The following is a 15,784-nucleotide window of genomic DNA, read 5'->3' on the forward strand; positions in this document are numbered from 1 at the left end:
TAATGCCTTTTAATTTTTTTCTTGAAAATGAAGAAGCAACCAAGCTTTTTGCGCAAGATTTAGCTCTCGCTTTAAAGCTAGGTGATATTGTAACGCTGCAAGGCGATCTTGGAACAGGAAAATCAACCATCGCACGGACAATCATCCACACACTTGCCAATGACAGTACTCTAGATGTTCCAAGTCCTACTTTCACTCTCGCTCAAAGCTATCAGCTTCCACAATTTGATGTTCTTCATGTTGATCTTTATCGTCTTTCTATGGAAGAAGAAATTTATGAATTAGGGCTTCATGAAGAACGTGAACAAAGCATTTTACTCATTGAATGGCCAGAAAAAGGGGCTGATATTTTAGGACCTGCTACCTTTGCAATTACTTTACAACACGAAGGCTCTGGGCGTCGTGTGATTCTTAAATCAGCACAACATTCTATTGAGCGTCTACAGCGATCTTTTGCAATTCGCACATTTTTAAAAACCCATAACCGTGGTCATGTTCATCGTCGTTTTTTAGCTGGAGACGCCTCTGCTCGCACCTATGAACTTTTGGATGATGGAAACTATCAAGAAGTTCTTATGAATGCGCCAACTATGCAAATGGAACAAAACACAGATCTCTCTTACATAATAATGGCACACCTTGCAAAAGATATCCGTCAATTTATAGGAATTAATCAGCTCATTTTGGACAATGGCTTTTCTGCTCCCCATATCTTTGTTGAAGATTCTGAAAAAGGTCTTTTGATTCTAGAAGATTTCGGGCGTGAAGGAATTTTAGATCAAACTGGCAATCCTTTGGAAGAGCGTTATATCGCCTGTAGTGAATTACTGGCTACCTTTCACCAAAAGTCGTGGCCCTCTGAAAAGCAATTTGCAACATTTTCGCTTCAAATTCCTTCCTATGATTGCCAAGCGCTTCAAGCAGAACTCTCCTTATTGCTAGACTGGTATTTGCCCTTCCAAACACAAAAAACCTTGAATCAAGAACAGCGTGAAGCCTTTTTTGCGTGTTGGCAACCCTATCTCGTTAGCCTCACCAAAGGAGAAAACACCTTTGTCATGCGTGATTACCATTCCCCTAATATTCTTTGGCGCGCACATAAAGAGGGATTTTCCCGCATTGGTCTCATTGATTTTCAAGATGGCTTAATCGGTCCAACAGCCTATGATCTTGTCTCTTTAGCACAAGATGCCCGCCTGTTTATTCCACCAACACTCGAAGCGAAAATTCTTGATGCCTATTGTCATGCACGTCATCAAGCACAACGACCTTTTAATGAAGATGAATTACGTAAGCTTTACGCATTTGCAGGCGCCCAACGAGCTTCGAAAGTTTTAGGAATTTTTGTCCGTCTTCACGAGCGAGATGCAAAATCATCTTATCTCAAATATCTACCTCATGCACAGGATTATCTTGCCCGCAATCTCTCACACCCAATGCTTGCACCTTTACAAAGTTTTTATCAAAAATTAGGACTCCTTTCAGAAGCATAATAGAAATTCACACGTTAGCCTTTATAAAATACTCTTCATTCAAGCAAGCTGCTTTTGCTAAAGAACGCGAAGATAAGTATATGTCCGCGACCATTCTCTTTTTCCAAACTTTTGATGAGAATTGACGGATATTATCTACTCAACTGGCTGCTTAATCTAAAAAAAATCTGCTGCACAGATGTCGCTTTTTCGTTTTTCCCTAAGTGAAAATTGTATACAGTAGGAACAATGAAAAAATCAATAAAATAGGATATTTACTATCCAAAATGAGAGCATATGACTTATAAACCGCGTATTTTTTCTATTTCTTCAGGAACTGCTTTTTTACCACATTTTGTTGATGCACTACTCTCCGGTGTTCTCATTGATAATTTTGCACCAAATGGAGATATTCAGGCTGCTCTTGCTGATACTCTTATTTACGTACCAACACGCCGTGCTGCTCGCGCTTTACGTACAGCCTTTGTTGAAAGAAGTGCTACAAAATCAACTTTCTTGCCAACCATACGCGCTCTAGGAGATCTGGATGAAGACAGTTTCTTTTTTGTTGAAAACTGTACCTTTACCCTAAATTCTCCGATTGGAGAAACTGAACGCCTTCTGCTTTTAGCACGTCTTATTCGTCCTTGGCGTGAAAATTTACCTGCTCATTTGCGTGCTATGTTTGGTACAGAAGACGTGTTTATTCCTGCTCATACTGCCGATGCAATTTGGCTTGCTCAAGATTTAGCACATTTGATGGATGAAATTGAAACAGAATCAGCCGATTGGTCAAAACTTAAAGACATTGCTCCTGATATGGTAGCTGAGTGGTGGCAAATAACACTCGATTTTCTCAATATTGTTACACAAAGCTGGCCGCAAATCTTACAAGAAAGACAACAAAGTAATCCAGCTGAATGGCGCAATCAAGCACTCAAAATATACGCTGAAACTTTACACCACACACAACCTAATAAACCTATACTTGCGGCTGGTGTTTCAGGGTCAATTCCTGCAGTTTCTCATCTTTTAAAGGTAATTTCCTCTCTCCCAAAAGGAGCTGTTGTTCTTCCCGGACTTGATCTGCACATGGATGAAGCACAATGGGAAGCATTAGGTACAATTAATGAAGAAAAAACAACTTGTGATTTTTTCAATCATGCAACAAATGCTTTTAGCCATCCTCAATATCATTTAAAAAAACTCCTCTCTCTCATGAAATGTCATCGCATTCATGTTCGCGAAATTGGTCAACAAAGTGCAATAAAGAAAAGGCGTACGGCTCTTTTATCAGAAGCGCTCCGACCAGCATCTACAACAGATCGATGGGTACAAATTGTCCGCGATGATTATGAAAATCTCTGTGCAGATTGGTCATTTATTGAAACTATAAACGAGCGCGAAGAAGCTATTGCTATTGCTGTTGCTTTACGCAATGCTATTGAAGAACCTCAAAAAACCGCAGCTCTTATTACAAATGATCGTAATTTAGCACGTCGTGTCTCCGTTGAATTACAGCGATTTGGAATTGAAGCAAATGATTCAGGAGGAATACCATTAGCACAAACACTGCCTTCAACTCTGTTACGGCTTATTTTAGAAAATGTGTTTCAGCCTAGTGATCCAATTGCTTTTCTTTCCCTTCTCAAACATCCACTTACAACACTCAAACAAAGCCGTCATCGCTTACGCGAAATGGCAGAAAATTTTGAACTCTTTATTCTTCGAGGCAGCACTGGCCGTATTCATCTTTGCAAATGTGACCACTTTCTTGAAAAATGGATGAAAACACATTCCCAGAATACTTCTGATGACTGCACCCTTGATCAACAAAAGTGTGAAGAAGCACATCTGCTTTGTCAGCTGTTGGTCAAAGCTGTTAAACCTTTAGCATCTCTCATGGAACAGGAAGAGGAATGCAGTATAAATGAAGCCGCAATAGCTACTGTTGAAGTTTTTGAAAATTTTGGGCGTGATGAAAACGATTCTCTTGCCCATCTTTATCAACATGAAGCAGGACAAGCATTATCAATTTTTTTGCGTGAATTGGTGAATGATCAATCAGGGCTAAAATTTCGTCTTTGCGAATGGCCCGCTATGTTTTCAGCGCTTATAGCAACCCGCTCGGTCACACCTTCCCCTGGAGGACATCCACGCTTATTCATCTGGGGCACTTTGGAATCACGTCTGCAAACGGTTGATACAGTGGTCATCGGTGGTCTCAATGAAGGATCATGGCCTATAACAACCCGTAATGATGCTTTTTTATCGCGTCCGATGAAAATGATGTTAACTCTTGAACCGCCAGAACAGCGTATTGGTCTTTCTGCACATGATTTTCAATGGGCTATGGGAATGAATAAAGTAGTGATGAGCCGAGCACTGCGGGTTAATCATGTTCCTTCACTCCCTTCACGCTGGCTACAACGCTTAGAGACTGTCGTAGGAAAACAGGTCTGGAAACAAATCCGTGCACGAGGTGAAAGGGTGCTCCATTGGGCAAAAATGCTTGACAATACAAACATGGTTGCCTGTGCAAAACGTCCTTGCCCAATACCGCCCCTTGATATGCGCCCTCGCCATTTTTCGATCACTGAAATAGAAACGTTGAGGTATGATCCTTATGCCATTTATGCCAAAAAAATCTTGCGTCTCAAACCACTTAAAGCGCTCATCCATGACCCTTGCGCGGCCGAACGTGGAACACTTTATCATGCTATTCTTGCTGCTTTTGGGACACAAGTAAAAAATCCAAATGCCGCAAATGCATTAGATATACTCCTCACACTTGGACGACAAGAATTTGATAAGTGCAATTTACCTGCCGATGTTGAAAGAATCTGGTGGACAAATTTTGAAAATCTTGCTCCTTTCATTCTTCAATGGGAACAAAGTCTAGGGCCTCGAGAACGACATACCGAAGTAGTATCCGAAAAAATACCCATAGGTACAACAGGGGTAACTCTTTCAGGACGTGCTGATCGTATTGATGTATTAGCAAACAAAACGGTTGAAATTATCGATTTTAAAACCAGTACGCCTCCCTCATCAAAACAAGTTCGTGATTTATTATTTCCACAATTAGCACTGGAAACAGCTTTGTTAATGAAAGGAGCCTTTACAGATTTTCAAAATCTTATCCCCTCAAATTTATTTTACATTCCCCTTAATGGAAAAAGTGAAATTACTCCTAAATCAATTCTTTCAAAGAAAGGGAAAAAAGAGCACCAAAATGTCATTAGTCTCGGTGAAAAAGCATGGGAACATCTTATCGCATTAATGGAGTATTATAAAAATCCACGACAAGGCTATCTTTCGCACGCAGTCCCCATGATAAAACAATATGAAAGTGACTATGATCATCTGGCACGCTTATGGGAATGGTCAACTGGATTTCATAGAGGAGATCAGTCATGACTCTTTTTTCTATTCCAGAAGCAGCCCTTGATGCACAAGCAACGGCAACACACCCAAAAACAAATGTATGGGTTTCTGCAAATGCAGGCTCTGGAAAAACCCATGTTCTAACCGAACGCGTTATTCGTTTGCTTTTAAACGGTACTCCTCCAGCACGTATTTTATGCCTTACTTATACGAGAGCCGCCGCCGCTGTTATGCAATCGCGGATTTTTCGTACACTCTCCAACTGGAATGAGCTCGATGATGCACAGCTTAAAGAAATCTTATCGCAACTTGAAAACAAACCTATCAATGCAACAAAAATAACTTATGCACGCCAACTCTTTGCTCGTGCCCTAGAAACACCTGGTGGCTTGAAAATACAAACTATTCATGCATTTTGTGAATCTCTTTTGCATCAATTTATGCTAGAAGCCAATATTGCTGGACATTTCGAACTCATAGATGATGTCAACCGCAAAAAATTACTACAAGAAGCCCGCAGCCAACTTTTAAAGCATAATGATGCACAGCCCGCTTTGAAACAACTGCTTAAGATTATCAGTGAACACACTTTTAACCAATTGCTGTATGAAGCAACTGAAAAGCAACATAAACTGTCTGGTTTCTTGTCTTCTCTTCTCTCTGAAAATGGAGAAGAAAAATTGCGTGCGCTGTTTAATTTAGCACCCGATGAAACAAACCAACAGCTGCTGGAAAAAATTCAACAGACTGCTTGCCTACCTCCTTATGCTCTTACACATTGCCAAACTTACGGCAACCAACACCTCAAGGATATGATCGCGAAATTTTCTCAATTAGCGAAAGCTCGTGATAAAACAACCATTATCAACTTTATTTCCGATATCTATTTTACCACAACAGGAAAGCCCCGTAGTTTTTCACGTTTATCTTGTAAAAAATCAGATGAAATTTGGCCCTTTATTCAACAAATGCTTGAAGATAAACAAAACAACCTTTCTGTTCTTTTAGAAAAATATCAATGCTTAAAAATCGTTACACTCAATATGGCTGCTTTTCAGCTTTGTGCCATGTATCTCAAAATCTATGCGAATTTAAAAAAAGCCAATGGTTTCTTAGATTTTGATGATCTCATTGAACGCACGCTCCATTTGTTACAGCGTAAAGGTGCAAACCAATGGGTGCACTATAAACTTGATAATGGACTCGATCATATTCTGCTTGATGAAGCACAAGATACCAATCCTGAGCAATGGAAAATTATTCAATTTTTGGCACAAGAATTTTTCACAGGTTATAGTCAACGCACAAACATACGTACTCTTTTTGCTGTTGGAGATGAAAAACAATCTATCTATTCTTTTCAGGGCGCTGCTCCAGAAAATTTTGCTGCAAATGGCAAAATTATTCAAAAAAAAGCAGAACAAGCGAAGCAGAAATTTGAAAAAATACAACTAAATTATTCTTTTCGCTCCACACCCGATATTCTTAAAAGCGTTGATCTTGTCTTTGAAACACCAGAAAATTATAAAGGGCTTTCAGCAGAAAATACAAAAACGGTACATGAAGCTATTCGTGTTCATAGCCCAGGTGAAGTTATTTTATGGGATGCCATTTCTAAAGAAACAAACGAATTTCCTGATGATTGGCATGTAACTGTTGATCATTTAGACACACCTGCAGTACGTTTGGCAGAGAAAATTGCTGAAACGATTGCAAGCTGGTTACACAATGGAGAAATGCTTCCAGCAAAAGGGCGATTGTTGCGTGCCAGTGATATTATGGTCTTGGTTCGTAAACGTGATCAATTTGCCTTAGCGCTTTCTCGTGCTCTTAAACAACGCAATGTACCTGTCGCTGGTGCTGACCGTTTACAGCTTACAAAACATATGAGTGTGCGTGATTTAATGGCACTTGGACGTTTTGTTTTACAACCACAAGATGATTTATCTCTTGCTTGTGTTTTAAAAAGTCCACTCTTTGCACTTAGCGAAGAGGAACTTTATCAACTTGCCGCTCACCGTACAGGTTCCCTTTGGCAAAGCCTTTGTATGCAATCATCATCGCATTTCCCTTTTAAAGATGCTTTTGAAAACTTGAGTAAATATCGTACTTTAGTGGATAAAATACCAGTTTTCGAATTCTATAGCCATATCTTAAACAATGATAAGGGACGACAAAAAATTCTAGCTCGTTTAGGATCGGAAGCAAATGACGTGCTTGACGCTTTTATGGATTACACACTCACGATTCAAAAAACGGGTTTACCAGGATTACAAGCTTTTTTGGAAACATTAAGTGTAAGTGAACCAGAAATTAAACGTGAGTTTGACCAAAACCATGAAGAAATTCGTATCATGACGGTTCATGCTGCAAAAGGACTGGAAGCTGCCGTTGTGTTTCTGGTTGATCCCGGTAGTGCAATCTGGCATTCTCAGCATGCACCTCACTTGCTTAAAGTTCCCTTGAACAATACATATTTGGGTGACCAAAAAGCTTTTATCTGGCGTCCTAATGCAGAATTTGATACAATACCCTCTAAACAAGCAATCTCGCGCTTAAAAGAGCGTGCAGAAGAGGAGTATAGGCGCCTTCTTTATGTAGGAATGACACGCGCTGAAGATCGGTTGTTTGTTTGCGGGTATAGCAGTGAGCGCAACACCCCTCACACGTGGCTACAATTGGTAAAGAAAGCTCTCAAACCACACGCAGTTCCCATCAAAGGTCCCGCAAAAGATATTGCAGCTTGGCGTTATTGCACCACAGATTCTTCTTCTACCTCAATAAACCAAGAAGCCTCTTGTGCTGAGTGCCAAGAGCTTCCACCTCTACCGGATTTTTTCTCCCATAAAGTCGCAGCAGAACCGGTGCTACCAAAACCGTTGAGGCCCTCTGTTGCTAGTCTCTCCATTGAGGCTGATACCGAGATTTCTCCCAATTCAAAATATCTTAGTATCTCGCCTGTCTTAGGAGAAACAAATACCAACAGAGCTTTTTTCATTGAATATGGTAATATTGTTCATCGATTGTTGCAATATTTGCCCAATTGCCCTCCCGAAAAACGTCGAGATTATGCCCAACACTATCTCAACACCAAAGCCTCTCATTGGCAGGAAGCACAAAAAGAAAAAGCACTTTGTCATGTTTGGAAAATTTTAAATCATTCGTATCTCAAGCCCCTCTTTTCTGGCCATTCACATGCGGAAGTTTCCTTAATGGGCACTGTAAAAATCCGTGGAAAAGAACAGGCTATTTCCGGTCAAATTGACCGCCTATGCATCACAAAAAATAGTATTATTTTTGCTGACTTTAAAACAGGAATCCCACCAGAAAACGAAGCTGCTATCGCCCCACACTCTTTGCTACAAATGGCTCTTTACCGAAAATTGCTGCAAGCTATTCATCCCAATAAAGAAATCCAAGCTCTTCTTATTTACAGTAAAGAAGCAAAAATTTTCAAACTCTCTCCGGAAAAACTTGATGCGCTTCTCTATGAAATTGCCCTATAAGCTAAGAAATTTCTCTTATAATTTCTTGGCAACAACTTGATATGAAGTGCCATCATACCAATCTATAGAAATGGATATAAAGGATAAACTAATGAGCTGTATAAAAATTGATAAGAGCAATTTTGAAAGTGAAGTTCTCACCTCTTCCACCCCTGTTGTGGTTGATTTTTGGGCAGAGTGGTGTGGTCCTTGTAAAATGATTGCTCCGATTTTGGATGAAATTTCAACAGAGATGCAAGATCAGATCAAAATTGCCAAAATAAATATTGATGAAAATCCAGAATTGGCGACCCAATACGGAGTACGATCGATTCCTACTCTATTGATGTTCAAAAATGGAAATGTCTCATCGAATATGGTTGGTGCTGCTTCTAAAGGGCGTGTTTCTGAATGGATCAAAGAGGGGCTTCGTTAAGTCCATTTATAGTAACTTTTTTCCAAAGGAGAGAGATTTTATCTCTCCTTTGTGCTGATTTGTAAAAAAATAACTTCTTTTATCATAACAGAAGCTTTTGTTTATTCAGAGCGTACTTGATAATCTTTAAAAGTTGCAAATTTTATTTTTGGAGCCCGCTCTGCTTCATAATTCAATGAAAAATGATTTTCTGCCAAAAAAACTGGATCACCATCCAAATCATGCGCAATCGCAAAGCGGTGATCGGTAAGAAATTTTTGCAGATCACCTTTCGTCTCTGCTGAAATCCAACGACATACATTAAAACGTGCTGATTCAAAACTCACCGGTAAAGAATATTCCACCTTAAGTCGCTCCATTAAAACATCAATTTGTAATGCACCAATGACTCCAACAAGAGCAGGTGACCCATCATCAGGAATAAATAATTGCACGACACCTTCTTCAGCCATTTGCTGTAAAGCTTCTTTGAGCTTTTTTGCTTTCATCGGATCACCCAAACAAACACGACGTAAAATTTCCGGTGCAAAATTGGGTACACCTTTAAAAAGAATCTCTTCACCTTCAGTCAAGGTATCACCAATTCGCAGCGTTCCATGGTTTGGAAGACCAACTATATCACCGGCATAAGCTTGATCAGCAATTTGACGTGAGCGGGCAAAGAAAAATTGAGGTGCTGAAAGTGTCATCGACTTTCCAGTCCGTACCAACTTTGTCTTCATACCACGCTCAAGCGTTCCTGAACACACCCGCAAAAATGCAATACGATCACGATGATGTGGGTCCATATTAGCCTGAATTTTAAAGACAAACCCTGTCATTCTTGGTTCCATCGCTATGACATTGCGTTGATCTGCTAACTGATTACGAGGACTTGGACCAAAATCAATAAACGCATTGATCAAATCACGAACACCAAAATTTCTTAAAGCCGAACCGAAATAAACCGGTGTCATATGTCCTTCACGGAAAGCTTGCAGATCAAAATTTTTGCAAGCACTTCGCGCAAGGTCTACTCCTTCGATAAAAGACAAGCGTTGATTTTCAGGAAGCAACTTTGCAACTTCGTCAGGTCCAGAAACCGTCTGTTGCGTAACCTCATCATCTTTTTTTCGAAAACGGTCATGATGAAGATCAAATGTTCCAACAAAATCTTTACCTATACCAATGGGCCATGTTATTGGCGCGGTATCAAGCGCAAGTTTCTCTTCAATTTCATCTAAAAGTTCTATAGGGTCGCGCGCCTCACGATCCATTTTATTGACAAAAGTAATAATAGGAATATCCCGCATCCGACACACTTCAAACAATTTCAGTGTTCTCGGTTCAATTCCGCGTGCACCATCCAGCACCATAATAGCACTATCAACTGCCGTGAGAGTACGGTACGTATCATCGGCAAAGTCCTCATGACCTGGAGTATCTAATAAATTAAAGATATGGTCTTGATATTCAAATGTCATGACTGAGGTCACAACAGAAATACCACGATCGCGTTCAATATTCATCCAATCGGAACGGGTTTGGATACGATCTTTTTTCGCCTTTACTTCACCAGCAAGTTGAATCGCTCCGCCAAACAATAAAAGTTTTTCTGTTAGTGTTGTCTTGCCCGCATCAGGGTGAGCAATAATCGCAAATGTACGCCGCCGTTTTATCTCCTGCGCTCTCTGTTCCATTATTCCCCCGTCGACCGTGCAAGCGCTTCAGCAATCAGTGCCCGCATTTCATTAATCCCATACAGTGCAATAAATGATCCTAATCGTGGTCCTCGTTCTTGCCCTAAAAGGACTTCATAGAGCATTTGAAAAAAGATATTTGAAACACCTGGACCTCCTTCAGGGCTTTTTTTGTTATGGTCTTGATAACGCTCCGTTAAACGTGCAACATCCAGAAGCGCATTTTGAAGAATGTTTCCATCAACATTTTCCGGCAAACTAGCTAATTTTGCATCGATTTGCTCTAATGTTATGCGTTCATCGTTATCTGGTGTTCGAAACTTTTTGTTTGGTTTGACAAAGACATCAAAATATTTAATGGCAAATTGTACCAACTGATCAAGTTCTGGATAAACTTGCGCATTAGCTCCTTTAGCATAGCGAGAAATAAAACCCCAAAGAACCTCTTTATTCTCCGCATTTGAAGCACTAACCAAATTTAAGAGCATCGCAAAGGATACAGGCAAATCAACCTGCGGAGGACAACCATTATGGATATGCCATACGGGATTATTAAGCCGCTCTTGCCAACTTTGACGACCATAGGCTGAAAGATGCGCATAATACTCATCAACGGCTTTTGGAATAACATCAAAATAAAGTCGTTTTGCTGTTTTAGGCTTTGAAAACATGTAAAGCCCTAAACTTTCCGTTGGTGCATAAGTTAACCACTCATCAATGGTTAAACCATTTCCCTTGGACTTGGAAATTTTCTGCCCCTTATCATCCAAAAAGAGCTCATAATTAAATCCTTCTGGCGGATTTCCACCAAGTATTTTGCAAATTTTAGAGGAAAGATTAGTAGAATCAATAAGATCTTTACCCGCCATCTCATAATCAACCCCGAGTGCTTTCCAGCGCATCGCCCAGTCCACCTTCCACTGGCATTTAACCTTGCCACCTGTGACCTCCGTTTCAATGGTTTCTCCGGTTTCAGGTTCAATATAGGTAACTGTTCCTTTTTCAATATTACGAGCAATCATTGGCACTTGTAATACTTTTCCAGAAAAAGGAGAAATAGGTAAAAAGAGAGAATAGGTAGCCCGCCGTTCTTCACCCAATGTTGGTAGGATAATTGCCATTACCTTGTCGTAACAGATAAGTATTTTTAAAAGTGTTTCATCAAAACGACCGGAGTTATAATAGTCCGTGGAACTTGCAAATTCATAGTCAAAACTAAAACGATCAAGAAAAGCGCGCAAACGTGCGTTATTTGCTACTCCAAAAGAAGGGTAACTATCGCCAAAAGGATCTGGTACACGACTAAGCGGTTGACCAAGATAACTTTCCATCTTTTCGCGATCAGGTACATTATCAGGTACTTTGCGCAAACCATCCATATCATCAGAAAAACAAAGCAGTTTTGTTTTAACTTTATTCTCCGTGAGAATATGGAAAGCGTGACGCACCATGGTTGTACGTGCTACCTCCCCAAAGGTTCCAATATGCGGTAAACCAGAAGGTCCATAACCAGTTTCAAATATTACACTCTCTGGATAACCTGTTTTTTCATACCGCTTTATAATCTTACGTGCTTCTTCAAATGGCCAAGCTCTCGATTGAACAGCCGCATCTTTTAATTCTGGCGTAAGGCTAAGGGCATCACACTGATCACGCATCATTTCTTTATCCTAAAAATTAAACTCTTTCACGATATGGTGTATGGTTCTTGAATTTATTCGTCAATAATAGCAAGTGAAAAGGCATAAACTCTTATCATACTCTTGCCATAATCAGCATCCGCCCTATTGTTTTGCTTATATTTTATGTCAATAAAAGTGTGAATATTATGAATCGCAATTTACTTGTTTTGATTATCGGCGCTTTAATCGTTCTTCTTATAGGTTTTTCTTATTACACCTATCGGCAAGAAAGCAAAACCTCTAGCATTGAACTCAAAATTGATAAATAATCTATCTGCGACCAAAATCAATCAAAGAAATTACCTTCTTCAACTTTTGATATAAAAGCTGTTCTGCGCTTAACACTGTCAAAATGGTTTCTGTTATGTTTTTGTGTGTGTTAATGAGCGTGCTGCTAATGTGCGCAAACGCAGGGCATTTAATTTAATAAAACCAGCGGCATCTTTTTGATTATAAGCACCTTCATCATTCTCAAAGGTCACTAATTTATTGGAATAAAGCGACTTTTTGCTTTGACGTCCTTCAACAATCACATTACCCTTATAAAGCTTTAATATAACTTCACCTTCAACATTTTCTTGGGATAAATCGATAGCAGCTTGCAACATTTTGCGCTCAGGAGAAAACCAAAAGCCGTAATAAATAAGTTCTGCATAACGCGGCATTAATTCATCTTTCAAATGAGCCGCCCCCCGATCCAATGTCAAAGATTCCATCGCACGATGAGCAGCTAAGAGAATGGTTCCTCCTGGCGTCTCATAAATACCACGCGATTTCATACCGACAAAACGATTTTCTACTAAATCTAACCGACCGATACCGTTGTCGCGTCCATAACTATTCAATTCAGAAAGTAATTTCGCAGGCGATAAACTTTTCCCATTGATCGAGATTGCATCACCTTCTTTAAAGCCAATAGTGATTCTAGTTGCTTGATCTGGAGCAGCTTCCGGAGAAAGAGTACGCATATGCACATATTCAGGAGCAGGAAGTGCCGGATCTTCTAAAATTTTTCCTTCTGATGACGAGTGCAATAGATTTGCATCAACCGAAAAAGGTGCCTCACCTTGCTTATCCTTTTCCACCGGAATTTGGTGTGCATGCGCAAAGTTAATCAAATCTGTCCTGCTTTTAAAAGACCAATCACGCCATGGAGCAATAATTTTTATATCAGGATTAAGTGCATAAGCAGAAAGCTCAAAGCGTACCTGATCATTACCTTTTCCTGTTGCCCCATGAGCAATTGCATCTGCTCCTGTTTCTTTGGCAATTTCAATAAGACGCTTTGCAATGAGTGGACGAGCAATTGACGTTCCTAAAAGGTAGGTCCCTTCATAAACTGCATTAGCTCGAAACATCGGAAAGACAAAATCACGCACAAATTCTTCACGCAAATCTTCAATATAGATTTCTTTAACACCAAGCATTTCAGCTTTACGACGGGCAAGCGCTAACTCTTCGCCCTGCCCCAAATCGGCTGTAAAGGTTACAACTTCAACACCTAATTCACTTTGCAACCATTTAAGAATAATTGACGTATCCAGTCCCCCTGAATAAGCCAAAACAACTTTTTTAACATTTTGCCATTTTTTCATTTTAGAACTCTACTGTGTTTGTTTTCTTTGAATTTAGAATTATGCAAAGAATGAAAATAAACTCCTTTTGAGCAGCATTTAAAAGATGCAAAAAAAAACAAGAAAGTGTAAAGAAGCATTTTTTGTAAGAGGTGTAAATTATTTGAACCTCTTTACACAATAATGAAGAGGTTTATATGTCATTTCTTCCTGAGTGGTCTATTTTAATACAGTTTTCTGCGGCATCGTTGATTTTAGCACTTATTCCAGGACCTGATATGATGCTTTCTATAGGACGAACCATCACACAAAACAAAAAAGCTGGAATTATGTGCGCTTTAGGAAGTGCAACAGGCTTTGCCATTCAAGTTACCGCTGTAGCACTTGGTTTATCAGCTCTTATTTTTGCTTCACCACACGCTTTTGTTCTTCTTAAAATTGCTGGCGCTTTTTACCTCTTATGGTTTGCTATTCAAGCATTACGTAAACACTTAACATTTTCTGTTGAACCAGTACCATCTAAATACCAAAGCTCTAAACGCAACTATCTTGCTGGTATTGGAATTAATCTTTTAAATCCTAAAATTATTCTCTTTAATGTGACTTTTTTACCGCAATTTATCAATGCTAAAGATCCTATGGCAACACAAAAATTACTCATTTTAGGACTTTCTTATATCCCTATTTCTCTCCCTATTACAATTTCCGCGGTTTTTATGGCGCACAAACTTTTGAAAAGCCTCAAACAAAATCCTCTTTATATGCGTTTTCTTAACTGGCTTATTGCTGGTACTTTTACCAGCTTTGCCCTCCATCTCCTTATAGCTGAAAATTGAGTCATTTACTGGAAACAGCATTTTCAAATTGTAAACGCTCAGATTTTCGTAAACGCTCTGAAACCGATTTAAGCTGACCACATGCAGCCAAAATATCGCGCCCACGCGGTATTCGAATAGGTGAAGCATAGCCTGCTTTATTAATTACATCAGCAAAACGCTCGATTTGTTCCCAATCAGAACATTGATAATTACTCCCTGGCCACGGATTAAAGGGAATCAAGTTGATCTTTGCAGGAATCCCTTTCAGTAATTGAATCAATTGCTTAGCATCCTCCAAACTATCATTTATGTCTTTCAGCATAACATATTCAAATGTAATTCGCTTTGCATTGGAAAGACCAGGATAATTACGGCAAGCATTCATTAACAAAGCAAGTGGATACTTTTTATTGATTGGAACAAGCATATCCCTTAGCGTATCATGTACTGCGTGGAGTGAAATCGCCAACATGACACCAATTTCCTCTCCGGTTCGGATAATTCCAGGAACGACCCCACTGGTTGAAAGCGTAATCCGACGTTTTGATAAAGAAAGCCCATCTCCATCGGAAGCAATCAATAAAGCTTTTTTAACTGCTTCAAAATTATAAAGTGGTTCTCCCATTCCCATCATAACAATATTGGTGATTTTGCGTCCTTCAACTGGAACAATTGCTCCATCAGGAGTATTCTTATCAGGAAAATCCCCTAAACAATCGCGCGCAATCAATAACTGTGCCAAAATCTCTTCCGCTGTTAAATTACGAACAAGAACTTGCGTTCCCGTATGGCAAAAAGAACAGGTTAGCGTACACCCTACCTGAGATGAAAGACACAAAGTACCGCGCCCTTCTTCAGGAATGTAAACTGTTTCAATTTCAACAGGCCTTCCAGCACCACGTGCTGGAAAACGCAAGAGCCATTTACGCGTACCATCTTTTGATATTTGTTCTCCAACAATTTCCGGACGCGCAATAGAAAAATGACTTTTAAGCATTTCTTGCATTGGTTTAGAAATATTCAGCATTTCATTAAAATTTGAAACGCCACGCACATAAAGCCAATGCCATATTTGGCGTACACGCATACGTATTTGACGTTCTGGCACACCGACAGTCTTTAAGGCCTGCATCATTTCATCTTGCGATAAGCCAATTAGGGAGAGCTTAGAATTTTCCTTCACGACAACATTGTCTGTGTCTCGTGCTAGACATGAACCAACTGGTCTAAGGTCATATGAAACGGCCATTG

Annotated in this window: 10 protein-coding genes; 6 read left to right on the forward strand and 4 right to left on the reverse strand. The window is 39.7% G+C overall.

Annotated features, from left to right (window positions below):
- Positions 1-2: 2 nt before the first annotated feature.
- The 4 genes from LBE40_RS07205 to trxA all read left to right on the forward strand — a co-directional run bounded on the left by LBE40_RS07205 (position 3) and on the right by trxA (position 8,780).
- Positions 3-1,493, forward strand: coding sequence for a bifunctional tRNA (adenosine(37)-N6)-threonylcarbamoyltransferase complex ATPase subunit type 1 TsaE/phosphotransferase (locus LBE40_RS07205; protein ID WP_004858122.1), 1,491 nt, complete (start codon positions 3-5; stop codon positions 1,491-1,493).
- A 276-nt stretch (positions 1,494-1,769) separates the two neighbouring features.
- A complete protein-coding gene (gene addB / locus LBE40_RS07210; RefSeq protein ID WP_004858120.1) occupies positions 1,770-4,892 on the forward strand; it encodes a double-strand break repair protein AddB in 3,123 nt (1,040 codons plus the stop codon).
- Positions 4,889-8,365, forward strand: a complete 3,477-nt coding sequence (addA, locus tag LBE40_RS07215) for a double-strand break repair helicase AddA (protein WP_004858118.1) — start codon at positions 4,889-4,891, stop codon at positions 8,363-8,365. The genes addB and addA overlap by 4 nt, the downstream gene beginning before the upstream one ends.
- A gap of 91 nt (positions 8,366-8,456) precedes the next feature.
- The gene (trxA, locus tag LBE40_RS07220; protein WP_004858117.1) at positions 8,457-8,780 is read left to right on the forward strand and encodes a thioredoxin; all 324 of its coding nucleotides are present in this window, start codon (positions 8,457-8,459) and stop codon (positions 8,778-8,780) included.
- Positions 8,781-8,881: 101 nt separating this feature from the next.
- Here trxA and LBE40_RS07225 read toward each other — a convergent pair whose 3' ends face one another.
- Together LBE40_RS07225 and LBE40_RS07230 are read right to left on the reverse strand one after the other, a co-directional pair.
- Positions 8,882-10,459 (reverse strand): peptide chain release factor 3, encoded by a 1,578-nt coding sequence (locus LBE40_RS07225; RefSeq protein WP_004858115.1) that lies wholly within the window; start codon positions 10,457-10,459, stop codon positions 8,882-8,884.
- Positions 10,459-12,120 (reverse strand): lysine--tRNA ligase, encoded by a 1,662-nt coding sequence (locus LBE40_RS07230; RefSeq protein WP_004858113.1) that lies wholly within the window; start codon positions 12,118-12,120, stop codon positions 10,459-10,461. Before LBE40_RS07230 ends, LBE40_RS07225 begins: the two co-directional genes overlap by 1 nt.
- 167 nt (positions 12,121-12,287) lie before the next feature.
- Between LBE40_RS07230 and LBE40_RS08405 the strand changes: the two genes are divergently transcribed.
- Complete coding sequence (locus tag LBE40_RS08405) at positions 12,288-12,410, forward strand: hypothetical protein (RefSeq protein WP_276577406.1); 123 nt, start codon at positions 12,288-12,290, stop codon at positions 12,408-12,410.
- 93 nt (positions 12,411-12,503) lie between these two features.
- Here the strand turns inward: LBE40_RS08405 and LBE40_RS07235 are convergent, their stop codons facing one another.
- The gene (locus LBE40_RS07235) at positions 12,504-13,736 is read right to left on the reverse strand and encodes an argininosuccinate synthase (protein ID WP_004858111.1); all 1,233 of its coding nucleotides are present in this window, start codon (positions 13,734-13,736) and stop codon (positions 12,504-12,506) included.
- A gap of 176 nt (positions 13,737-13,912) precedes the next feature.
- On the opposite strand from LBE40_RS07235, the gene LBE40_RS07240 reads away from it, so the two are divergent.
- Positions 13,913-14,551, forward strand: a complete 639-nt coding sequence (locus LBE40_RS07240) for a LysE family translocator (protein WP_004858110.1) — start codon at positions 13,913-13,915, stop codon at positions 14,549-14,551.
- Between the two features lies 1 nt (position 14,552).
- Here LBE40_RS07240 and rlmN read toward each other — a convergent pair whose 3' ends face one another.
- Entirely contained in the window at positions 14,553-15,782 is a 1,230-nt protein-coding gene (rlmN, locus tag LBE40_RS07245) for a dual-specificity RNA methyltransferase RlmN (RefSeq protein WP_004858108.1), read from the reverse strand.
- Between the last annotated feature and the right edge of the window lie 2 nt (positions 15,783-15,784).

Origin of the sequence: Bartonella taylorii (genome assembly GCF_023920105.1) — a bacterium.
In the GTDB taxonomy this organism is placed as follows: domain Bacteria; phylum Pseudomonadota; class Alphaproteobacteria; order Rhizobiales; family Rhizobiaceae; genus Bartonella; species Bartonella taylorii.